This window comes from Allobosea sp. 05T422_2 (genome assembly GCF_056396265.1).
Genome location: NZ_JBFTLD010000016.1, coordinates 1 through 22,823, shown reverse-complemented (window position 1 = coordinate 22,823; position 22,823 = coordinate 1). Strand labels below are relative to the sequence as shown.

General features: G+C 65.5%; 20 protein-coding genes and 1 pseudogene. 17 read left to right on the top strand and 4 right to left on the bottom strand.

Going from position 1 to position 22,823, the window contains the following annotated elements:
• Window positions 1–34 precede the first annotated feature (34 nt).
• From xylB to AC1DJT_RS05095, 8 genes are all read left to right on the top strand, one after another.
• Window positions 35–1,495: a xylulokinase gene (xylB, locus tag AC1DJT_RS05130; RefSeq protein ID WP_476769259.1), complete on the top strand. Its 1,461-nt coding sequence runs from the start codon at window positions 35–37 to the stop codon at window positions 1,493–1,495.
• Window positions 1,496–1,571: 76 nt separating this feature from the next.
• Complete coding sequence (locus AC1DJT_RS05125) at window positions 1,572–2,246, top strand: HAD family hydrolase (protein WP_441507933.1); 675 nt, start codon at window positions 1,572–1,574, stop codon at window positions 2,244–2,246.
• Between the two features lie 6 nt (window positions 2,247–2,252).
• Entirely contained in the window at window positions 2,253–3,200 is a 948-nt protein-coding gene (locus tag AC1DJT_RS05120) for a sugar-binding transcriptional regulator (protein ID WP_441507932.1), read from the top strand.
• 185 nt (window positions 3,201–3,385) lie between these two features.
• Window positions 3,386–4,699: an extracellular solute-binding protein gene (locus tag AC1DJT_RS05115; protein WP_476833651.1), complete on the top strand. Its 1,314-nt coding sequence runs from the start codon at window positions 3,386–3,388 to the stop codon at window positions 4,697–4,699.
• Window positions 4,683–5,687, top strand: coding sequence for an ABC transporter permease subunit (locus tag AC1DJT_RS05110; protein ID WP_441488380.1), 1,005 nt, complete (start codon window positions 4,683–4,685; stop codon window positions 5,685–5,687). Before AC1DJT_RS05115 ends, AC1DJT_RS05110 begins: the two co-directional genes overlap by 17 nt.
• A 15-nt stretch (window positions 5,688–5,702) precedes the next feature.
• Window positions 5,703–6,593 (top strand): sn-glycerol-3-phosphate ABC transporter permease UgpE, encoded by an 891-nt coding sequence (ugpE, locus tag AC1DJT_RS05105; protein ID WP_476833650.1) that lies wholly within the window; start codon window positions 5,703–5,705, stop codon window positions 6,591–6,593.
• 31 nt (window positions 6,594–6,624) lie between these two features.
• The gene (locus AC1DJT_RS05100; RefSeq protein ID WP_441507931.1) at window positions 6,625–7,383 is read left to right on the top strand and encodes a glycerophosphodiester phosphodiesterase family protein; all 759 of its coding nucleotides are present in this window, start codon (window positions 6,625–6,627) and stop codon (window positions 7,381–7,383) included.
• A gap of 4 nt (window positions 7,384–7,387) precedes the next feature.
• Window positions 7,388–8,875, top strand: coding sequence for a mannitol dehydrogenase family protein (locus tag AC1DJT_RS05095; protein WP_441507930.1), 1,488 nt, complete (start codon window positions 7,388–7,390; stop codon window positions 8,873–8,875).
• Between the two features lie 89 nt (window positions 8,876–8,964).
• Here AC1DJT_RS05095 and AC1DJT_RS05090 read toward each other — a convergent pair whose 3' ends face one another.
• Complete coding sequence (locus AC1DJT_RS05090; protein WP_476769755.1) at window positions 8,965–9,582, bottom strand: TetR/AcrR family transcriptional regulator; 618 nt, start codon at window positions 9,580–9,582, stop codon at window positions 8,965–8,967.
• Between the two features lie 152 nt (window positions 9,583–9,734).
• Here AC1DJT_RS05090 and AC1DJT_RS05085 point away from each other — a divergent pair.
• From AC1DJT_RS05085 to AC1DJT_RS05075, 3 genes and pseudogenes are all read left to right on the top strand, one after another.
• Window positions 9,735–10,606, top strand: a pseudogene (locus tag AC1DJT_RS05085) (DMT family transporter).
• A 309-nt stretch (window positions 10,607–10,915) separates the two neighbouring features.
• Window positions 10,916–11,176: a hypothetical protein gene (locus tag AC1DJT_RS05080; protein ID WP_441488374.1), complete on the top strand. Its 261-nt coding sequence runs from the start codon at window positions 10,916–10,918 to the stop codon at window positions 11,174–11,176.
• 92 nt (window positions 11,177–11,268) lie between these two features.
• Window positions 11,269–11,670, top strand: a complete 402-nt coding sequence (locus AC1DJT_RS05075) for a GFA family protein (RefSeq protein WP_441507927.1) — start codon at window positions 11,269–11,271, stop codon at window positions 11,668–11,670.
• A 39-nt stretch (window positions 11,671–11,709) separates the two neighbouring features.
• Here the strand turns inward: AC1DJT_RS05075 and pdxR are convergent, their stop codons facing one another.
• Window positions 11,710–13,215, bottom strand: coding sequence for a MocR-like pyridoxine biosynthesis transcription factor PdxR (gene pdxR / locus AC1DJT_RS05070; protein ID WP_476833649.1), 1,506 nt, complete (start codon window positions 13,213–13,215; stop codon window positions 11,710–11,712).
• A gap of 247 nt (window positions 13,216–13,462) precedes the next feature.
• Here pdxR and AC1DJT_RS05065 point away from each other — a divergent pair, with 247 nt between their 5' ends.
• The 6 genes from AC1DJT_RS05065 (at window position 13,463) to AC1DJT_RS05040 (ending at window position 20,023) form a co-directional block, all read left to right on the top strand.
• Complete coding sequence (locus AC1DJT_RS05065; protein WP_476833648.1) at window positions 13,463–14,539, top strand: D-alanine--D-alanine ligase family protein; 1,077 nt, start codon at window positions 13,463–13,465, stop codon at window positions 14,537–14,539.
• A gap of 335 nt (window positions 14,540–14,874) precedes the next feature.
• Window positions 14,875–16,965, top strand: coding sequence for a catalase (locus AC1DJT_RS05060; RefSeq protein ID WP_441507924.1), 2,091 nt, complete (start codon window positions 14,875–14,877; stop codon window positions 16,963–16,965).
• 147 nt (window positions 16,966–17,112) lie between these two features.
• A complete protein-coding gene (locus AC1DJT_RS05055) occupies window positions 17,113–17,550 on the top strand; it encodes a GNAT family N-acetyltransferase (RefSeq protein ID WP_441507923.1) in 438 nt (145 codons plus the stop codon).
• Between the two features lie 456 nt (window positions 17,551–18,006).
• Complete coding sequence (locus AC1DJT_RS05050) at window positions 18,007–18,138, top strand: ABC transporter (protein ID WP_113517473.1); 132 nt, start codon at window positions 18,007–18,009, stop codon at window positions 18,136–18,138.
• Between the two features lie 299 nt (window positions 18,139–18,437).
• Window positions 18,438–18,800, top strand: coding sequence for a hypothetical protein (locus AC1DJT_RS05045; RefSeq protein WP_441507922.1), 363 nt, complete (start codon window positions 18,438–18,440; stop codon window positions 18,798–18,800).
• Window positions 18,801–19,141: 341 nt separating this feature from the next.
• Window positions 19,142–20,023: a hypothetical protein gene (locus AC1DJT_RS05040; protein ID WP_441507921.1), complete on the top strand. Its 882-nt coding sequence runs from the start codon at window positions 19,142–19,144 to the stop codon at window positions 20,021–20,023.
• Between the two features lie 163 nt (window positions 20,024–20,186).
• On the opposite strand, the gene AC1DJT_RS05035 is transcribed toward AC1DJT_RS05040, so the two are convergent.
• Both AC1DJT_RS05035 and AC1DJT_RS05030 read right to left on the bottom strand, forming a co-directional pair.
• Window positions 20,187–22,004, bottom strand: a complete 1,818-nt coding sequence (locus AC1DJT_RS05035; protein ID WP_476833663.1) for a chloride channel protein — start codon at window positions 22,002–22,004, stop codon at window positions 20,187–20,189.
• A 155-nt stretch (window positions 22,005–22,159) separates the two neighbouring features.
• A partial coding sequence (locus AC1DJT_RS05030) for an enolase C-terminal domain-like protein (RefSeq protein ID WP_476833647.1) occupies window positions 22,160–22,823 on the bottom strand: 664 nt, incomplete at its 5' end.

Genomic DNA, 22,823 nt, shown 5'->3' with positions numbered 1-22,823 from the left:
ACGGGCGTCCGACACTGGCGAGGTGGCGCCTGACGTGAGCTTCATCGGCATCGATCTCGGCACCTCGTCGCTCAAGGCCATCCTGGTCGACGGGCAACAACGCGTCGTCGCCGATACGGCGCGCGCGCTCACCGTGCATCGTCCGCAGCCGCTCTGGTCGGAGCAGGAGCCGGGCGATTGGGTCGCCGCCGCCTTGGGCGCCTTGCACGACCTGAGGGACGCTGCGCCCTCCGCCTTTCGTCTCTGCAGGGGCATTGGCCTGTCAGGGCAGATGCATGGCGCCGTACTCCTGGACGAGGCCGACCGGCCGCTGCGTCCCTGCATCCTCTGGAATGATGGCCGCGCCAGCGCGGAATGCGCCGCGCTCGAGGCGGCCGAGCCGGCCTCGCGCGCCATCACCGGCAACATCGCGATGCCGGGCTTCACCGCGCCAAAGCTGCTCTGGGTCCGCCGGCATGAGCCCGCTCTCTTCCGGCGCATCCGAAAAGTCCTGCTGCCGAAGGCCTATCTGCACCTTGTGCTGACGGGGGAAGCGATCGAGGAGATGTCGGACGCATCAGGCACGCTCTGGCTCGATGTCGGTTCCCGCGACTGGTCGCAGAGGATGCTTGCTGCGACCGGGCTCGATCGCAGCCAGATGCCAGCCCTCGTCGAGGGCTCGCAGCCCGCCGGACGGATGCGCGCGGATCTCGCCCGCGAACTCGGCTTTGATTCACCGCCGCTCTTTGCCGGAGGGGCAGGCGATAATGCGGCCGGCGCGGTTGGCTTGGGCGCCGTCGCCGCCGGGGCGAGTTTCCTGTCGCTCGGCACATCCGGTGTGCTCTGGCGTACCACCGCCGGTTTCGAGCCGCGGGCTGACAGGGCCGTTCATGCCTTCTGCCATGCCTTGCCCGGCCTCTGGCACCAGATGTCGGTCCATCTCTCCGCCGCCGCGAGCCTGAACTGGTGGGCGAACGTGACGGGGCATACAGAGGCCGAGTTGCTGGCGGCGCTCGGCGAGACCGTCACGGCGCCATCGCCGGTGTTGTTCACGCCCTATCTCTCCGGCGAGCGCACGCCCCATAACGACCCGCAGATGCGCGGCGGCTTCGCCCGTCTCGGTCACGAAACCGGCCGCAATGCCATGACGCAGGCGGTGCTGGAGGGCGTCGCCTTCGCATTCAGGGACGGCAAGGCGGCGCTGGAAAGCGCGGGCGGGCCGATCATGGAAGCCGTGGTCATTGGCGGCGGCGCGCGTTCGGGCCTGTGGCTCTCCATCCTCGCCAGCGTCCTGGACATGAGATTGCATCGCTATCCTCAGACCGAGACCGGCGCCGCCTTCGGGGCGGCGCGGCTCGCCCGCTTGGCCTGCACCGGCGAGAACTCCGGCGAAATCTGTACCCAACCCCTGAGAAGCCCCGAGATTTTCAATCCGCAGCGGGATCTCGTTGCGGCCTATCGGGAGCGCTACGACGATTGGCAGAGCGCCGCTGAATTCAGTCGCGCGCTGCAGTAGGCGCGGTTGCAGGATTTGACAGGAATGCGAGCGGATGCTCTTGATCGGAGCATCCGTTCAAGATTGTTGCTGTCTCATGGCTCCGCTTCCACGCTTCGACCTCATCATCCTCGACTGCGACGGCGTGCTCGTCGACAGCGAGACGATCAGCTGCCGCACCCTGGTCGATATTCTCTCGCCACTGGACCCGGATTATGATCTGGAAGCGGTGATGCGGCGCTATCTCGGGCGCCCCGCCAGCGCAGTCGTCGAGGATTATGAGCGCATGACCGGCCGGCCGGCTCCGGAGAGTTTCAGGCAGGACTGGCGGGCGCGGCTCTTCTCCGCCTTCAGCGCGGCGCTGCAACCCGTTGCCGGCGTGCGCGAGGCGGTCGAGGCCTTCGATGTCGACTATTGCGTCGCGTCCTCCAGCGACGAGGAGCGCATCGAGCATTGCCTGCGCAAGGTGGAGCTCTGGAATCTGTTCGAGGGGCGGATCTTCAGCACGACGCGCGTCCAGCGCGGCAAGCCCGCGCCCGACCTCTTCCTGCTTGCGGCGCGCGAGCGCGGCGTAGCGCCCGAGCGTTGCCTCGTCATCGAGGACAGCGTCAGCGGCGTGCTTGCCGCCAAGGCGGCGGGAATGACCGCCTATGGCCTGACCGCAGGCAGTCATTTTGCGGTGCTGGACCAGCGGCGCGCGCTGGTCGAGGCCGGCGCCGACAGGTTGCTCGGCGCCTGGCGCGAGCTCGCGCTGCCTGCAACGGCGGGCTGAGGCGTCATGGCCGATAATGACAGCGCGCGCCTCGACGATGCCGCCCGCGCCGGCTGGCTCTACTACATTGCCGGCCGCACCCAGGACGACATCGCCGGGATCCTGAACATTTCGCGCCCCGCCGCGCAGCGGCTGGTTTCGCTCAGCCGCAGCGAGGGGCTGATCAGCTTCCAGATGAACCATCCGATCGGCGCCTGCATGGAGCTTGCGGCACGGCTGCGCGATCGTTTCGAGCTGCAGCACTGCGAGATCGCGCCCTCCGACGGCTCGGCCGAGACGGCTGCGGCCGGCGTCGCCTCGCTCGGCGGGGTGCTGATCGAGCGCTGGCTGCGCTCGCGCAAATCGCTGGTCATGGCGCTCGGTACCGGGCGTTCGATGCGCGCCAGCATCGAGCGGGTGTCGCCGATGTCCTGCCCGCTGCACCGGCTCGTCTCGCTGGTCGGCACGATCTCGCCGGATGGCTCCGCCAGCCCGTTCGACACGCTGGTCAAGCTCGCCGAGATCACCAAGGCCCAGCATTTCCCGATGCCGCTGCCGCTCTATGTCTCGAGCCCCGAGGAGCGGGCGCAGCTGATCGAGATCGAGGCGATCCGGCGTATCCGCGCGATCGCCGGCGAGGCCGATCTCTGGCTAATGGGCATCAGCCAGATCGGCGAGGACGCCGTGCTCTATCGGGACGGTTTCATGACGCGCAGCGAATTGCTCGAAATGGTGCGCCACGGCGCGGTCGGCGAGGTTACCGGCTGGGTCTTCGACGGTGAGGGCAGGCTGCTCGACCGCGGTACCAATCTGCGGGTCACCTCCGTGCCGCCGGAGCCCGGCAGCGACCGGCTGCGGATCTGCATCGGACAGGGTACCGCCAAGGTCGCTCCTCTGCGTGCCGCGCTCAGCGGTCGTCTCATCAATGGCCTCGTCACGGACGAGGATACGGCGCGCGCCCTGCTGGCGCTCTGAGGCCGGCCAGCAGCTCCCTGCGTCCATCGCGTCACTCCCGCTTCGTCCTGATGTCCGGCCCGTGCCCCCCGATTGCCGGCGGCCGTCATCGCTTTGTCATCGATGGTTGACATAGAAGCGGAGTGTGCGAGCATATGCTTCAATCAAGAGCAGATGCTCATATAAACCGACGAGGGAGGCTTTGAATGCGACCTGTCTTTGGTGCGCTCGCTGGTGCGGGTGCGATGCTTCTGGCGGGGTTGTCCTGCGCCCAGGCGGCAACCGAAATCGAGTTCTGGCATGCGATGAGCGGCACGCTCGGCGAACGCGTCGACGAGCTGGTCAAGAAGTTCAACGACTCGCAGAAGGACTATGTCGTCAAGGCGGTCGGCAAGGGCACCTATGACGAGGTCCTGAACGGCACGATCGCCGCCTATCGGGCCAAGCGCCAGCCGGAGATCGTGCAGTCGAACGAGCGCTCCTTCCTGACCATGGTCAATTCGGGGGCGATCATCCCGACCAGCGAACTGATGGCCCAGCAGGGCCAGCCGATCGACGTCAAGAAATACATCGCGCCGGTCGTCAGCTACTACGCCATCGACGGCAAGCTCCAGGCGATGCCGTTCAACTCCTCGACGCCGATCCTGTTCTACAACCGCGACCATTTCAAAGCCGCGGKCTTCGACAAGCCCGGCGCGACCTGGCAGGAGCTCGAGCCGCAGCTCGAAGCGATCAAGGCCAAGGGCGTGTCGAAATGCGCCATGGTGCTGCCGGGCGACTACGAGTGGAGCTTCCTGGAAAACTACAGCGCCGTGAACGACATCCCGTATGCGACCAAGCGCAACGGCATGGACGGGCTCGACACCAGCTTCGTCTTCAACAAGGGCAAGCTCGTCGGCCAGGTCGAGCGGATGAAGCGCCTGATCGGCCCCGGCGTGATGCAGCTCGCGGGGCAGGGCGTCATCCCGATCCAGCTCTTCACCTCGGGTGAATGCTCGACGATCATCGCCTCGACTGCCTCGCATGCCGCCGTCGTCGCCGCTGCCAAATTCGACTGGAGCGCGGCCGAGATGCCCTTCGAGCAGGGTGTGACGCCGAAGAACAGCGTCATCGGCGGCGCGGCGCTCTGGACCCTGAAGGGGCACACGCCGGAGAAGTACAAGGCGATCGGCGCCTTCTACAATTTCCTGGCCCAGACCGACACGCAGGTCTGGTGGCACCAGGCCACCGGCTATGTGCCGGTCACGGTCGCTGCCTATGACGCAGCCAAGGCGCAGGGCTACTACCAGAAGAACCCGACGCGCGAGATCGCGGTCGTGCAGCTGATGCGCGGCACGCCGAGCGACAATTCTCTGGGCTTCCGTATCGGCAACAGCAACCAGATCAATGTCGCGATCATGGAAGAGGTCTCGGCCGCCTTCCTCGGCCGCAAGCCGGTGCAGCAGGCGCTCGACGATGCCGTTTCGCGCGGCAACGAGTCGTTGCGCCGCTACGAGCAGCTCAATGCTGGCAAGAAATAGCGCGGCGGAGCTTCCCGCGGCGGCTGCCGGCGGCTGGCGCTTGCGCTGGCCGCTGCGGCGCCGGACTGCTCCGGCTTTCTCCGACGGGCAGGCCGAGAGCGGGTTGAAGCGGGCCCATTTCACGGAATGGCGCTTGCCCTTCTGGCTGCTGGCGCCGCAGCTCTTCATCCTCCTGCTGTTCTTCTTCATCCCCTCCGTCAGGGCGCTGATCCAGGCGTTCCAGCTCACCGATCCGTTCGGCGCGACGACGCAATGGGTCGGCTTCCAGAATTTCGAGCGGCTGTTCCGCAGCAGCGTTTATTGGTCCTCGGTCCAGGTCACGGTCGTGTTCACCGTCGCGCAGAACGTGCTGACGCTGTCGCTCGCGCTGCTGCTCGCCTTCGCCTCGAACCACATCCTGCGCGGGCGCGGTGCCTACCGCACCATCCTGCTGCTGCCCTATGCGATCGCGCCCGCGATCGCCGGCATCATGCTCGCCTTCCTGTTCAACCCGCGCGTCGGCCCGGTCGCCCATATGCTGCAGGGGCTCGGCTTCGACTGGGATCCGAACCGCAATTCCTCGCATGCGCTCGCCCTGATCGTCATGGCGGCGTCCTGGAAACACATCTGCTACAACTACATCTTCCTGGTCGCGGCGCTGCTTTCGGTGCCCCATTCGATCCTGGAATCCGCCTATCTCGACGGGGCCGGGCCGATCCAGCGGTTCCTGCGCATCTCGCTGCCGATGATCGCGCCGACGCTGTTCTTCCTGATCGTCATCAATTTCGTCTACGGGCTGTTCGAGACCTTCGCCATCGTCGACGCGACGACGCGCGGCGGCCCGGCCGGAGCGACCTCGATCCTGGTCTACAAGGTCTATCAGGACGGTTTCGTCACGCTCGATCTCGGTTCGTCCGCCGCCCAGTCCGTGATCCTGATGGGGCTGGCCCTGCTCCTCACCTATGCGCAGTTCCGCTTCATCGAGCGGCGCGTGAACTACAGCGTGTAAGGGGAGCGCCTGAGCATGAACGAGCGCACGCCCGTCCTTGACGTCGTCTGCCATCTCATCCTGCTGGTCGGCGCAGCACTCGTCTGCCTGCCGCTCTATTTCGTCTTCGTCACGGGAACGCTGACCCAGCAGGAGGTCATGCGGGTGYCGATGTCCTGGCTGCCTGGCGACGCCTATTTCACGAATCTGGAGACCGTGTTGAGCAGCGCCAATTTCGGCCGGCTCCTGCTCAACTCCTTCATCATCGCCAGCGGCATCACCATCGGAAAACTCTCGGTCTCGGTGATCGCGGCCTTCGCCGTCACCTATTTCCGTTTTCCCTTCCGGCTGACCGTGTTCTGGCTGATCTTCATGTCGCTGATGCTGCCGATCGAGGTCCGCATCGTCCCGACCTATGAATCGGCGGCGAATGTCGCCCTGCCGCTCAACATCCTCGGCTCATGGCTCGGCATGCAGGTCCTGGTCGATCTCGACTGGAACATGGTCAACCGCTATYCCGGCCTGATCCTGCCCTTGATTGCCTCGGCCACCGCGACCTTTCTGTTCCGCCAGTTCTTCCTGACCATTCCGGACGAACTCTGCGAGGCCGCCCGTATCGACGGCGCCAGCCCCTGGCAGTTCTTCCGCCTGATCCTGCTGCCGCTCTCGCGCTCCAACATCGTCGCGCTCGCGATCATCCTCTTCCTGATGGGCTGGAACCAGTATCTCTGGCCGCTGCTGCTCACCACCGAGCCCGCCATGGCCAATGCCGTGATCGGGCTGAAGAAGCTGATGCCGCAGGCCGACTCGCTGCCGACCTGGCATCTCCTGATGAACGCGGCCCTGCTGACGATGCTGCCGCCGACCCTCGTCATCCTTCTCCTTCAGCGCTGGTTCGTGAAGGGACTTGTCGACAGCGGCAAGTAGCGGCCAGCACCATAAAACCAAGGCGACCATCATGCGGATCATCGGACATCGCGGCGCGCGCAATATCTGGGCGGAGAACAGTCTCAGCGGCTTCCGGCAAGTCTGCGACCTCAAGAACGTCTGCGACCTCAAGGTCGACGCGGTCGAACTCGATGTGCATCTCTCCGCCGATGGCGAGATCATGGTGATCCATGATCCGCTGCTCGAGCGCACCACGGACCATAAGGGGCCGGTCGCCGGGCTCTCCCGCGAGGCGCTGCGCAAGGTTCGGCTCAACGACACGCTGGGCGAGACGATCCCGACCTTGGCGGCCGTGCTCGACGTCTTCGCGCCGACCGGCATAGAGCTCGAGATCGAGATGAAGATGGACGCGCTCGGCAATCCCCATGCGGGACTGCTGGAGAAGGTCATCGCCCTGGTCGAGGCCAGAGGCATGGCCTCGCGCGTCGTCCTGACCTGCTTCGTTCCCGAGGTCATCGAGGAGATCCGGGCGAAGGCCCCGCACATGCGCCGCCTCGCTTCGGTCGATCGCCGCTCCTGCGAAGCCTTCGGCGGCGTTGATGCCACCTTGCGGCGCTTCGTCGATCTCGGCTGCATCATCGCGGTCGAGCAGTCGCTGCTGCGGCTGGCACTCGATCGTGCGCTGGGCATTGTCGGGCGCGAGAAACTCGGTGTCTGGGTGCCGAACACCCTGCGCGAGCTTGATTACTGGCTGGGGCAGCCGATCGCGCAGATCACCAGCGATCGCCCCGATCTCGCCCTGCAATTGCTGGCCGCGAAGGCTGGGTGAGGCGATGGCCGTCACTCTGTCGCGGGCCCGGCTCGGCGAAATCGGCAGCGCGGTCGCCCGGCCGCGCTATCGGCCGGAGGATCTGAGCGCCGGCATCGTCCATTTCGGCGTCGGCAATTTCCACCGCGCGCATCAGGCCTGCTATCTCGACGAACTCTTCGAGAGCGGGCTCGATCGCGACTGGGCGATCATCGGCACCGGCGTGCAGGAAAGCGATGCGGCGATGGGGCGCGAGCTTGCCGCCCAGGACTTCCTGACCACGGTCGTCGCGCAGGAAGCGACCTCCGCGCAGGCGCGGATCACCGGTGCGATGATCGATTTCATCCCGCCCGGCGACAGGGCAGGGCTGCTCGCTCGCCTCGTCGATGCCCGCACGCGGATCGTCTCGCTCACCGTCACCGAGGGCGGCTACTACATCGATCCGGCGACGCAGGCCTTCGACGCGAACCACCCCGATATCATTGCGGATGCCGCCGATAGGCTCGCCTCTCCAAAGACCGCCTTCGGGCTGATCGGCGCCGCCCTTCTGCAGCGCCGCGCCGCCGGCCTTGCGCCCTTCACGGTGATGTCCTGCGACAACCTGCCGGGCAATGGCCATGTCACGGAGAATGCCGTCGCCGGGCTGGTGGAACTGGTCGACCGTTCCGACGCGCACTGGATCCGCGAGAGCGTCGCCTTTCCCAACGGGATGGTCGACCGCATCACGCCCGCGACCTCGGAGCGCGAGCGCGCGGCCCTGCGCAGCGATTTCGGCATCGACGACCGGCGCCCGGTCTTCTGCGAGGATTTTCGGCAATGGGTGCTGGAGGATCGCTTCCCCGCCGGGCGGCCGCGGCTCGAACAGGTCGGTGTCGAATTCGTCGCCGATGTCGCGCCCTTCGAGCTGATGAAAATCCGCATCCTGAATGGCGGGCACGCGGCGATCGCCTATCCCGCCGGCCTGCTCGATATCCATTTCGTACATGAGGCGATGGAGGACCCGCAGATCGCGCGTTTCCTCCGGGCCCTGCTCGATCACGAGATCATCCCGCTCGTGCCCCCTGTGCCCAATACCGACCTCGGGGCTTATCGGCGGACGATCGAGCGGCGCTTCGCCAATCCGAAGATCGGCGACACGATCCGCCGGCTTTGCCTGGACGGGTCGAACCGCCAGCCCAAGTTCATCCTGCCGACGCTGCGCGACGCGCTCGGGGCAGGCCGCCCCATCGACGGTCTCGCGCTCGTCTCCGCGCTCTGGTGCCGCTATTGCTATGGCGAAACCGAAAGCGGGCAGGCGATCGCGCCGAACGATCCGAGCTGGCAAAGGCTGACGGAGCAGGCCCGCAAGGCCAGAATCCAGCCGGAGTCCTGGCTCGCGATGCGGGATGTCTATGGCGATCTGGCGGACGACGCGCGCTTCCGGGAGGCTTTTGGTCAGACCCTGCAACGAATTTGGCACGTCGGCACGCGGGCGAGCCTCGACCACTATCTGGCCCGCAGCGCCCAGGGCTGAGCGCGTCGGCGTTCGGGCGCCGCGCTGCCAGGCTACACTCGGGGCATCAGGCTAGTCCGGTTCGCGGAACGGGGCGGGAATCTGGCTTATCAGGCAAGCTTGATGTCCAGCAGGCTTTCGATCGTCCTGATCCCGGTCTCCGCCTGGAGCCTCTCGTCGATCTCCTCTGCGCTGAGGCATCCTTCAAGCCAGAGGCCGTCGATCACGGCGTTGAGCGCGATGCTGAGGCGTTGCCGCTCGGATGGGCCTGGATTGCGCTGCTCGGCCGTCAGCACTTCTCCGATCAGGTGGTCGCAGGCGCATCGGTAGGCGAGATATTTGTCGCGATGCACCTCGGCGAAGGCAGGGTTGATCGGAACCTGGCTGATGAAGGTCGCCCATAGCGACAGGACGCGAGGATCGGCGACCGGCCCGCTGATGCTCGCGAGGATGAAACGGCGCAGCTTCTCATGCGCGCTGCCCTCCGTCTCGACGATCGCGAGAGGCGGTCCGGTGATGATCTCGATCGTCCGACGGTACGCTTCGACCATCAGATTGTCCTTCGACGCGAAGTGGTGCCGGATCAGGCCGTTGCTGACGCCGGCATGGGCAGCCACGGCGCGTACCGTCGTGCCCTGGATGCCGAGCTCCGCGATGCAGTCGAGCGCGGCTTCGATCAGGTCGGCGCGTCGGTTGAAGTCGGGGGCCCGCCTGAATGTCGCCGTCATCACTGTGCCTCCGATGCAGTCAGGGTCAGCAGATCAATATTATGCGCTTGCATAGTAGCTATACAATCGCATAGTCCCGCGCCACAAGACCCGCCACGACCCCGAACCCGACGCACCGGCAGACACAGCGCTTGACCCAGCATTCGACACACATGAGTGAGCGCTCCAGGGGGACGTTCCTCGTCCTGGCGGCGACGATCTGCTKGAGCGCCAGCGGGCTCTATTCGCGCCTGCTGACCACCGATGTCTGGACGGCGATCGGATGGCGCTCCCTGTTCGCCGGTCTCTTCCTGATTGGGCCCTTGCTCATGCTCGGCGGCGGCCTGTCGCGCCGGCACTGGCGGGCGGTCGTGCAGCCGGCGGGTTTGGCCATGATCGCCTGCCAGACGATCAGCCAGGCGAGCTTCATCGGCGCCTACTACACGACCAGCGTCGCCAACGTCGCCGCCATCTATGCAACCGCACCGTTCATTGCCGCGCTCCTGGGCTGGCTACTCCTGAAGGAGCGCGCGTCCTGGCGTACGCTGGCGACGGGCCTGGTCTGCCTGGTCGGGGTCGGCATCATCATGGCGTCGTCGATCGGCGGCGGGCGGGTCGTCGGAGACCTGCTTGCCCTCGTCATGACGGCCTCGTTCGCAATGGTCATCGTGCTGCCAAGGCTTAACCCGGACCTGCCGGCGCTGCCGCCCATCATCGTCAGCGCGCTTTGACCTTCGTGCTGTTTGCCCCTTTCGGCTCGGCTGGTTCGCTCGACCTCCATAACTGGGTCGTGCTCGCGGCCTTCGGCGCCACGAATTTCTCGATAGCCCTGGTGCTCTTCATCATGGGCGCACGTCACCTGCCGCCGGCCGAGGCGGCGCTCATCGGGACCACGGAGATCGTGATGACCCCCTTGTGGGTCTGGCTCCTGCTGGCCGAGAAACCGCCGGTTGCCACGGTCATCGGGGGCGCGGTCATCTTCGCAGCGGTCGTCTGCCATACGGCGATCGAATTGACGCGGACCCGCCGGCTGAGCCGTTCCTGATGTGACATGCGGCCAGCCCGGTCGTTCAGGTCGGCTCGAAACGCCGGGTCTGGCTACGCTTGCGGATCGGGCCCCTTATCATCCCGAGGCCCTGGAATGTCCGGTGATCAGCGAGCCCGATCGGCGGGCCATGAACCAACACGGATTTTTGTTTGACCGGGCGTGGACGCGTGGTCGGATATGGCAGACCCTGTCGTCCGGGAATGGGCAAAGATGGGATGGATTGCGGCGCTCGATCGCGGGCGGGCTGGAGGAATATCGGACAGGCACAATTCATGCTTCGCGGGGATTGCAGCAKGGGAGGCCGGGATGACGAAAGCCACCTACACAGACTGGATGGCCGTGCTGGAGCGCATGGAGCGAACCCAGCGCGAGCACTATCTCGCAGGCCATGACGACGAGGGCGACGCTTTGGGCAAGCAGATCGAGCAATGGATACTGGCCGGCCGGGCCCAGGGCTATTGCGTGCGGGACGGCAGGCCCCTGACGGATACGCGGCACCCTTCCGAGACAAGCCTGGCCGGTGAGATGCAGCGCCAGTCGGGCCAGCACCGGTCGTCAAAGCACTGAGCCCCCGCGGGCGCGTAGCGCGCTGCAACAGGATGCCACGCGGCGAACGGGCATCCGCTGCGTGCAGGTGGCTCTGACGCTCGGGAGATCCCATGCAACGCGTCGCCTCCTGCACATGCGGCCAGCTGAGCATCACCGTCGAAGGCGAGCCGCGTGGGGTCGGCCTGTGCCATTGCCTGGCATGTCAGAGCCGAACGGGAAGCGCTTTCGCCTATCTGGCCAGCTTTGCCGCTCCCTACACGGTGTCCGGGCGGGCGTTCGAATATGTTCGTACCGGCGACCAGGGAGCGGCGTTCAAATTCCGCTTCTGTCCGGTCTGCGGGAGCAATCTCTTCCACAGCGAGGAGGGGGCGACCGGGGCGGTCTCGGTTGCTGTCGGCGCCTTCGGCGACCCGGATTTCCCGCTGCCCCAGGTGTCCGTCTACGACATCCGGCGGCATGGATGGGTTGCGCTGCCCACCGGCATCCAGGCGTTTCCGCGAGACCCGGACTGAGCGGTCGGATACCGGCCTCGCGCCTCCCGGATTGCCGCCTCAATCGGGCGCCTTGCGAAAATCCGTACCGTCGAGCACCTCCGCCAGAAGCCGCGTTCCCAGATCGGCTTCCGCCTCGGAAAGCCCGGAAAATCCGAACAGCAGTCTCGATGTATCGGAGGATGCGACGTTCATCCGGGACAGCGGCATGACGACGACGCCCTTCGCCAGGGCGGCCGCGGAGACAGCCCTGTCGTTGCTCCAGGYCCCCGTGCTGCGTGCGGTGAGATTGATGCCCTGATCGGGAACGACGACGGCAAGATGCTCGCTGGCACGGTCCCTCAGGAGGCCCGTCAGCAGATCCCGCGACGCGCGCAGTCGCTCCCTGAGGCGGCGCAGATGGGCTGGAAAATAGCCCTCATTGAGAAAATCGMCGACGACGCGTTGCTGGAAAGTCGGCGGGCAGCGGTCAAGCGCCGGGCGCACCGCCCGGAACACCGGCACCAGATCGGCCGGGACCACGAGATAGCCAAGCCGCAGGCTCGGCAGCAGGGCTTTGCTGAACGTGCCGGTGTAGAGGACACGATTGGCCTGATCCAGGCCTTGCAGCGAGGCGATCGGATGACCGTCATAGCGAAATTCGCTGTCATAGTCGTCCTCGACAATCCAGCAGCCATGCCCCCTTGCATAGGCGAGAAGCTCGAGCCGCCGCGGCAGGGAAAGAACGGAGCCGACCGGATACTGGTTTGACGGCGTCACATAGAACAGCGCCGGTGGTTGCAGCGAGCCGGCCGCCAAGACCTCCGTCATGACCCCCTCGTGATCCACGGGCAGGCCGACGATCTGCKCGCCATTGAGAGTCAGGCATTGTCTGGCCGGCGGATAACACGGGTCCTCGACAACGACGCTGTCGCCAGGTGAGGCCAGCACGCGAAAAGCCAGGTCGAGCGCCTGCTGCGTTCCGGCCGTGATGAACAACTGATCAGGCGTACAGCGCACCCCCCTCGAAACGGCCAGGTGAGCGGCGATCGCGGCCCGAAGCGCGGGCTCCCCCTGAATATCGCCATAGCCTTCAAAGGCGTAGTTCATGTGCCGGCCGGCAATGCGGCTCAGGAGGCCTGCGGTCCGCTCATCATGGGCGATCCGGCCGGTCACAAACGGCAGGGGCTTTTGTGGTTCGAGGCTGGGTCCGCAGGTCAGAACCCGCGTGACCGCTTGCGAGAGCGCGCGGCTGGTCGCATGAGCCGCTGGCTCCTTGCGTTCACCGGCTCTCAAGAGCCCATCCGGAACGCCTGCAGAAATATAGGTGCCCGACCCGTGGCGGGCGATGGCATAGCCCTCGGCGATCAGGATCTCATAGGCCTCGGCAATGGTGCCTCGCGACAGCTTCCACTCCTGCGACGCCAGGCGGGTCGAGGGCAGGCGCTGTCCCGCATCCAACCGGCCGTCGGCAATCGCACCGCGCAGGGCAAGGTAGAGCTGCCGCGCCAGGGATGCCGGGGAGGATGGATTGATACCCGGCTGAAAGCGAGCCGATGGGCTTTCCCTGCGCCGCTTCAGGTTCATCAAGCCTCCCATCCAAATGGCTCACCAAGTGGCTCAGGGTGGAATCGTATAGTGGCTCTGTAAAATGAATCAATAATGCATTCTGATTGAGCCACTTTCAAAGTGCCGCCGCAGATCGACGAGGAGAAGCAGGGATGGAGATGCAGGCGCCACGCCGCTGCAGGCCCTCTTCGACCGCGTMTTCGCCCATCACGGCTTCGCGGTCGGTTTTTGAGCCTTCTGCAAAGCGAATCTCCTGGAGTTCCTGATGTCGATGTCTTCGCCCCGATTGCGGATTGCCGTGCTGTTCGGCGGACGCTCTGCCGAGCATGACGTGTCCGTGCTGTCGGCCACCAATGTGATGAATGCCCTGGAGCCCGCGAAATATGACGCGGTACCGATTTTCGTGACGCGCGAAGGGCAATGGCTGCTGAGCCGCCTCGAGGGGGGCATGCTCGCCAAACCCGAGAGCGGTACGGAGGTCTCCCTCGTCCCGGGCGGACGCGGGCGAATGATCGCGATCGAGGCCGGCGGCAGGATGGTCGACGCCGGGACGATCGACATCCTGTTTCCCGTCCTGCACGGGCTCTATGGCGAGGACGGTTCGATACAGGGGCTTGCGGAAGTCGCGCGCGTGCCGCTCGCGGGCTGCGGCATCCTCGGCTCTGCGGCGGCGCTGGACAAGGATATCGCCAAGCGCCTGCTGCGGGCAGCCGGCCTTCCGGTCGCCCGATCCGTGACCATTAGCGACGATGCTGCACCTGACCTTCCTGCTTTGGAACGAGAACTTGGGCTACCGCTTTTCATCAAGCCGGCGCGGCAGGGCTCTTCGATCGGCGTCAGAAAGGTCTCCGGAAGCCAGGAATTCAGGCCGGCGCTGAGCGAGGGGTTCCGGCATGACCGCAAGTTGCTTGCCGAAGAATTCATCCAGGGGCGCGAGATCGAATTCAGTGTGCTGGAAGATCAAAGGGGCGGATTGTTCGTATCCCGGCCCGGAGAGATCGTTCCGGCCGTGAGCCATGGCTTCTACAGCTACGACGCCAAATATATCGACGAGAACGGTGCGGCGTTGAAGGTACCGGCGGAATTGCCCGCAGAGGTCGAGGCGCAGATGCGGGAGATGGCCGCCAGGGCATTCAGGGCTCTCGGCTGCGATGGCATGGCGCGCGTCGATTTCTTCCTGACGGCGGAYATGCAGCCTCTCGTGAACGAGGTGAACACGATTCCGGGCTTCACCAATATCAGCATGTATTCCAAGGCGATGGCCGCCAGCGGCGTGAGCTATGCCGAAATCATCGATCGTCTCGTCTCGCATGGCCTGGCGCGCGCCKGTCGGGCCGGCTGACATTGCCGGTGAACGGGATCGGGGCGGCCGAGGCGAGCAGCGGTTGGAGCAACCGACCGATCGGCGTCGCTGTTCTCAGCGGATCATTGCCGACAACTCTGGCCGCCGTTCGGCAGTTCGATACCTCTGAGGGCKAGCTTTTGGCAAGGAACCGGGGCGAGCAACCGTCAGCGCAGGCGAGCACTCGATCCCGCGCTGTCGGCGCCGGACCAGGGCTTCGGGAGCGGTCTCGGTGGGAACGGGCGGCCGGCTCGGACGTTGGAGCCGCACATGCAAGATCCGGGCGGCGCCAAACCTGGCCCCGACGACTTGCAAGCCAGCGACGGGCAGCCATCATGAGCAAATCAAGATCGACGGGAACGCCAAGGGCAAACCCCGGCAACGGGGGCGAGACGCACCAGACTGCTTCTGCTCCGGACAAGCGGATCACGACGAACCACGGCGTGCCGGTGAGCGACAACCAGAACTCGCTCAGGGCGGGGCGGCGTGGCCCGACCCTGCTCGAGGATTTCGTGCTCCGGGAAAAGATCCAGCATTTCGACCACGAGCGCATTCCCGAGAGGATCGTCCATGCACGCGGCTCGGCGGCGCACGGCTATTTCGAGCTGACTGAGTCGCTGGCCGAATTCACCCGCGCCAGGATCCTCACCGAAGTCGGCGTCAAGACGGAGCTGTTCACGCGCTTCTCGACCGTCGCGGGCGGCGCCGGTTCTGTCGACACGCCGCGCGATGTGCGTGGCTTTGCGGTCAAGTTCTACACCCGGGAGGGCAACTGGGACCTCGTCGGCAACAACATCCCGGTCTTCTTCATCCAGGACGCGATCAAGTTTCCCGATCTCATTCACGCCGTGAAGATGGAGGCCGATCGCGGATATCCGCAGGCCGCCAGCGCCCATGACACCTTCTGGGATTTCATCGGCCTGATGCCCGAGGCCACCCACATGATCATGTGGGCGATGTCGGACCGGGCCATTCCGCGTTCGTTGCGCATGATGGAGGGTTTTGGAGTCAACACCTTCCGGCTTTTGAACGACAAGGATGAGCCGACCTTCGTCAAGTTCCACTGGCGGCCGAAGCTCGGCACGCAATCGACTTGCTGGGACGAGGCCGTGAAGATCGCCGGTGCCGATCCCGATTATCACCGTCGCGATCTGCATGAAGCCATCGCTGCGGGTGATTTTCCGGAATGGGAGTTCGGTGTCCAGCTCCTGAGCCAGAAGGAGGCGGACGCGCTGCCATTCGACATTCTCGATGCCACCAAGCTGATACCCGAGGAGCTCGTGCCGATCCGCTTCATCGGCCGCATGGTGCTCAATCGCAACCCGGACAACTTCTTTGCCGAGACGGAGCAGGTCGCCTTCCTGCCGACCAACATGCCGCCGGGCATCGATGTCTCGGAGGATCCGCTGCTGCAGGGGCGGCTTTTCTCCTATCAGGACACGCAGCTCTCGCGCCTTGGCACCGTCAACTTCCACCAGATCCCGATCAACAAGGCCAAGGGCTGTCCCTTCCAGAATCTGCAGCGCGACGGGCAGATGCAGACAAAGGTGTTCACGGGGCGCGCGAATTACGAGCCCAACAGCCTCAGCGAGGCCGGCGAGGACGGCGGGCCGCGCGAGGATCCGAACGGCGGCTTCCGGACCTTCGCCCTGCCGGTGGAGGAGACGAAGCTCAGGCTGCGTTCGGAGAGTTTCGCCGACCATTACTCGCACGCCCGACTGTTCTTTCGATCGCAGACGGAGATCGAGCAGGCCCACATCGCCAGCGCGCTGGTCTTCGAGCTGTCGAAGGTCTCGCTCGACCATGTCCGCTTGCGGGTTCTCTCCAATCTACGCAATGTCGACGAGACACTGGCCGGTCGCGTCGCGGACGGCATGAACATGGCGCTGCCCAAGGCATCGGCGCCGGCCGTGGCCCCGCAGGACATGGAGGTTTCGCCAGCCCTGCGCATCGTCGGCAAGTATCCCGAGACGCTGAAGGGCCGGGTGGTCGGTGTCCTGGTTTCGGACGGGGCGGACGGAGCCTTGATCGACATGCTTGGAAAGGCCGTCGAGGGCGAGGGCGGCACGGTCAAGATCGTCGCGCCAAGGATCGGCGGCGTGACCTTGAAGGGCGGCAGGACGCTGAAGGCCGACGGTCAACTGGCGGGCACGCCGTCGGTGATGTTCGACGCTATCGCCCTCGTGCTGTCCGAAGCAGGTTGCGCAGCCCTGCTCAGCGAGGGCGCAGCCATCGATTTCGCCAAGGACGCCTTTGGCCATCTCAAGGCGATCGGCTTCAGCGCCGAAGCGAAACCGCTCCTCGACAAGGCGGGCATCGTCGCGGATGCGGGCGTCGTGGAGCTCGGTGCCAAGGCTCAGGCCTTTCTTGCCCCCGCCTGCACGCGCCAATGGGGCCGCGAGCCAAAGGTTCGTACCCTGGCTTGAGCCGGAAGGTCGGGAACCCGCAAGGCTCGGCCTGCGGGATGGGCCCACCATGCAGAACGGTGGTGGGTCTTTCCGTTGGGCAGGAGGCGTCAAAGCGGTTTGCTGCTAGGAATGCGGCAGATCGGGTGGGACGCGGATAGGCGAAGCATGGGCGTCGAGCTGCGCGAAGTGACCGCCGCAACCGTTCGATCGATCTGCAGCCTGGAGGTCGCCGACGAACAGCGCACCTATGTTGCGCCTGTAGCGGTATCGATAGCTCAGGCTCATTTCGAGCCGACATCGATGTTTCGAGCGATCTATGCGGATGACGAGCCCGTGGGCTTCATCCTGTGGCGCAGCGGGGAACAGCCGAAATCGGCTTATCTCTGGCGCTTCATGGTCGACAGGAAGCACCAGGGAAAAGGCCATGCGCGTGCCGCGATGGAATTGGCCTTTACGGAATGGCGTGCGCTCGGCTTCGATACCTTGATCACCAGCGTTGTTCTGGGCCAGCACAGCCCGCTGGGCTTTTACCTGTCGCTTGGATTTACAGAGGCGAATGAGACCACGCGCCATGGCGAATGGGTTCTTCGCAAGACGCTCTAGCCGCGCGCTGGCATCGGATCGCCGCCGACTGGCCCGTCTCCGGAGCGCTCAGCCGGTGCCGTTGAATTCGGTACGAAATTCATGAAATTCGCGGGCAACAAGGTTCGGATCGCTCGTCTAGCCTCTGCAACCTTGCCAATCCGGCATGTGCAGAGCCGGCCTGCGCTTGACCCGTCAGCAGTCGCGTCCCGGCACCGTGCCGGCCAGGACGCGGGCGACCGGGGCGCCCAGGGCGGCCCATCGGGAACCGGAGGGATGCCCGTTCGTTTCACAGTGATCCGCGAGGATTCCCACGAACTGGCCCGCCATCCCGAGAGAGATGGTGGGTCTTTTTCGTTAACCTTCGCACGATAACTTCCTCAATCGATGGAACCGATCGGGGAAATGGGAATTTCCCTTCCGTCATGCTACATTGGATGGGCGGCGTCGTCGTCCTGGCAACGAGGGATAACCKATATGAAAACCATACTGGTTCTGGCCGTTTCTGTGGGGCTGATGGGCATTGGTGGCTGTGCCGCCGATATGTACGGCAAGGGCAAAGGCAAAGCCCCGCCGCCGGTGGCTTCGCCGATCGTGACCAAGGGCTGAGGCCCGAATCCAGCGACCCTCGGGTCGCCCGAGTTTGCCCGCTGCTCCGAAAGGGGCGGCGGGTCTTTTTTTGTCTGCCTGTGCCGGTCCTGCCGCGGATCGGCCCGACCTGCCGCTACAGCGAGCCGCGCGTGGCACCCGCTGCCGAACGGCCGAGCGCCTCGTCCGCTGGGTGTTGACGATAATCGAGGGCGGGGTGGATGATCGGCTGCCGACCGCGCGATCCGAACTGCTGGCAACKACACCCTGCTGTTCAGCGAACTTGGCCTGTCATAGAGGATTGAAGCCAGATGTTGCGAATGTCCATTGTGGTCATTGCGGCGCTGCTCGTGACAGGCGTCGTCGCATTCGAAGATATCGATGGCAGTTTGGCCAAGCTGGAGCCGATAGACCGAGCAACCCTGATTGAGGCTATCGATCTGCACATGAACGACGGTACTTCGACTAAAATCAGAAATGTCAGGCCTGTGTCTGAGAACGTATACCTTTGCGGATGGATCGATTCAAAGAATAGCTTCGGCGCCTATGTGGGATACCGCAGATTTATTCTCCACATGGGCAGCAAGGAATTTTTATACGACGGAGATTTCCACCGAGGCACCGAGCATCTCGCCGCATCGACCAAACGATTTATTGGCGCGAAGTGCGGGCAGGGGTCGTAATTGCGCGCGATCGTATGGGCGAGGAGCAACGAGCGGGCGGATCAGCCCAACATGCCCGTGGACGAGAAATACAGAGCACGCTGCGGAGCCGGGAGCATCGCGACGTCACGGCGCAGCTTCAGCCGGTCGTCCTGAGCAATGGTAGCCGCTCGTTCGCTGGCCTGAGAGGCCGCCCCATAGCGCAGGGAACCGAATGCCCCACCGGAGGTTGCTCGATTGTGGCGCTGGCCACGGGCAATCAGGAGGAGGGGGCAATGGACGGTATCATCTATCTCGTCGGGTTGATTGTGGTGGTCATGGCCATCCTCTCGTTCCTTGGTCTGCGTTGAGAGGAGGCGAGAATGGCTGTTCTTCCCACAGAAACCGATGTCTCGATCGCGGTCGCGCCGGCTCCGTCCTCCTATCTGGAATGGGCCCCCATCCTGGGGGGAGCGGTGCTCGCAGCCGCCATCTCCTCGATCATGACGGCCTTCGGATCGGCGATCGGGCTTTCCTTGGTTTCGGCGGAGCCTTCGCGCAGCTCTTCGCTCGCCGTGCTCGGCATCGCAGCAGCGCTATGGGCGCTCTGGGTCACCGTCTCGGCCTGCATTGCCGGCGGCTATGTGGCCGGCCGGATGCGGCGCCCTGTTCCCGATGCCACCGCCCACGAACGGGAGATGCGTGACGGAGCGCATGGCCTCCTGGTCTGGGCAACGGGGGCGCTCCTGCTGGCTTTCATCGCGACGTCATCGGCTGTTGGCGCGGGCCGCACAGCCCTTGAGGGCGCGGCAGCCGCAACCTCGGGGGCGACTTCGCTCCTGAAGCTGCAGCCGGATCCGCTCGGCTCGGCCATCGATGGCATCCTGCGGGCGCCCGGCGCCGGTGCGCCGGTGACGCCCGAAGAGCGTTCGGAGCTGAGCCGGCTGATGTCGACGGCGATGGGGAATGGCACGCTCGATCCGGCGGACCGCGACTATATCGCGACCCGCATGGCAAGCCGTGCCGGGATCGGCAAGCCCGAGGCGGAAAAGCGTGTCGATGACACGCTGGCAAAACTGAACCAGGCCAAGGAGACGGCGAAGCAGGCCGCCGAAAAGGCACGGAAGGTCGGCATCATCTCGGCCTTCCTGACGGCCGCCGTGCTTCTCGTCGGTGCTGCCGCGGGCTGGTTCGGGGCGGTGCTTGGAGGTGGCCACCGTGACGAGCAGCGCGAAATGCCGGGTTGGGGCCGGCGCCGTCTCTGATCCAGGCGTTCCCACAGGTCGAAGCCCGCCGGGTTTCGGCCTGTCCTTGCGTTCAGGCAGGATGAAGCGGCCGCCGGGATTGGCGGCCCTTCTGCGTTCTCKGGCCCAGGGGCTCCGCAATCGCGGCAGCGGAGGGGCGGGAGCCCCCCTGTTTGGGTTGCGCTCAGCCGCCGGTCAGGTCGCGGCTTTGGCGATCGAGCTCCGCATTGTAGCGGCGCAGGGCGAACTGCTCGGTCAGAAGGCCGATCACTTGCAGCGTCTCGCGACTGTCGACGACGGCGAGTTCCTCGCTCTGCGATGCGGCAAACAGCGCCGCAGCCTCGCGGATATTCATCGAAGGCAGCAGGACGTCCTTCTGGTTGCGGGCGAGTTCAGCGACCGTGGCGACCTCCAGATCGGCGCCATACGCCTCGGATACCAGCACCAGGCCGGCATAGCGGCCCTGTCCATCGACCAGCACGGCGCGCTGGTTCGCGCCCAGCGGGAATGCGCGGCGGAAGCCTTCGAGGGATGTGCCTTCCGCGACCGTCCGGACATCCCGGCGCATCATGCGCCCGACGGCGAGGTCGCGAACCCAGCCGATATCGGCAGCGCTGCGGATCGCCTCGCCGCGCAGGTGGAAGCGCCAGGTCGCGAAGGAATAGCCGAAGGTGCGGCGCACCGTGATCGAGGAGACGACCGAGGCGGCGAGCACCGCCACCGTGAGCGGCAGGCTCCCCGTCGTCTCCAGGGCGAGCAGGGCCATGGTCAGCGGGCCACCGACGACTGCGGTTGCCATCGCGCTCATGCCGACGACGGCGAAGACCGTCGAAGCGGCCGGAATCCCGAACCCGGCGGTCCAGGCCAGAGCCATCAGCTTGCCGAACATGGCGCCGATGAAGAGCGAGGCGAAGAACAGGYCGCCGCGAAAGCCGGAGCCGATCGAGACCGCCGAGGCGATCGATTTCAGCAGGATCACGGTGAGGAGGAAGGACGCCGTGTAGTCGGCGGCGAAGCCGACATGCAGCGCGCTGTGTCCCGAGGACAGGACGGTCGGCGTCAGCAGGGCCAGCAGGCCCACCATCAACCCCCCGATGGCGGGACGCAGGGCGAGCGGCAGTCGGCTTTGCCTGAACAGGTACTCGGCCAGCGATACGCCCCGCATCAGCAGGATGCCGAGGCCGGCGCAGAGTGCCCCCATCACCATCACGAGGACATAGTCCTGCCCGGTGAGCGGCGCGGTGATGTCGACCTGGAACGGCATCGGCGTCAGGAAGAGCCGGGTCACGCCTATGGCGCAGAGCGAGGCGACGACGACCGGGGCGAGCATCGCGACGGTATAGGTCGCGATGATGAGCTCGAAGGCGTAGAAGGCGCCGGTCAGCGGCGCATCGAAGGCCGCGGCGATCGCGCCGGCGGCGCCGCAGCCGACCAGCACCCGCAAGTCGGCGCGCCGGACCTGCAGCAGGCGTCCGATCTTGGAGGCGAAGGCGGCACCGCCCTGCGTATAGCCGGCCTCCATGCCAACGGACGCGCCAAAACCGTTCGAGACCAGCGTCTGGGCCACGAGGATCAGGCTGTCCCGAAGCGACAGGCGCCCGCCGTGGAGAGCATTGGCCTCGATCGGGTCGACGACGGAGCCCCGCCTGCGGCGAGCCAGCACCACGCCGAGCACTCCCATCAAGAGGCCCCCCAGGACAGGTATTGCGACCGCGCGGAGCGGATCGACCAGGGCTGCGCCGCTGACGTCGCCCTTATGGGTCGCAAAAAAGGACAGGTGCAGGAATTTCGAAGCCCCGACCATCGCAACGACGAGCAGGCCGGCCGCGATGCCGACCAGGCCGGCGAAGACGACGAGCGCGATCTCGTCGCTGCGCAGCCGCCGTGGCAGGTCCCGTCTGAAGCGTAGCCAGGCCGCACGCGCGTTGCGGCGCAGACGGTTGCGACCGAGGGTTCCGAAGACCGTTGGCTCCACCACGCCTGTCACCCCAGCTAGCCGCATTCGGCTGGGAACCACGACGAGGCGCATCGAGCCGCCCCGGCCGTGTCAACCTGCCGCGTGCTAGATGGCCCGCCCCCTGCGCGTCAACCCGCCGACGGTTCTCGTCGATCCGCTGCCCCTGACGATCGCGCTGCATTGGCTGCATCAGCGCGCGCTCACTCAGCCAGCGCTCGCATGACCTTGATCAGGTCGGATTTTCCCTCGAATCCGATTCCCGGCAGGTCCGGCATGACGATGTGGCCGTCCTCGACACGAACCGAATCCGGGAAGCCGCCATAGGGCTGGAAGAGATCGGGGTAGCTCTCGTTGCCGCCCAGGCCGAGGCCAGCCGCAATATTCAGCGACATCTGATGCCCGCCATGGGGAATGCAGCGGGACGGCGACCAGCCAAATTGCTGGAGGACATCGAGCGTTCTGAGATATTCGACAAGCCCGTATGACAGGGCGCAGTCGAACTGAAGCCAGTCGCGATCCGGGCGCATGCCGCCGTAGCGCAGCAGGTTGCGTGCGTCCTGGTGAGAGAAGAGGTTCTCGCCCGTCGCCATCGGCCCCGGATAGAATTCCGAGAGGGCGGCCTGGAGGGCGTAGTCGAGCGGATCGCCGACTTCCTCGTACCAGAATAGAGGATAATCCCGCAGCATCTTGGCGTAGGCGATGCCGGTCTCCAGGTCGAAACGGCCATTCGCATCCACCGCCAGCTGGGCTTGCGATCCGATCTCCTTCAGCGCCGCCTCGATGCGCTCGCGGTCCTCGTCGATCGGGGCCCCACCGATTTTCATCTTGACGACAGTGTAGCCACGATCGAGATAGCCCCGCATC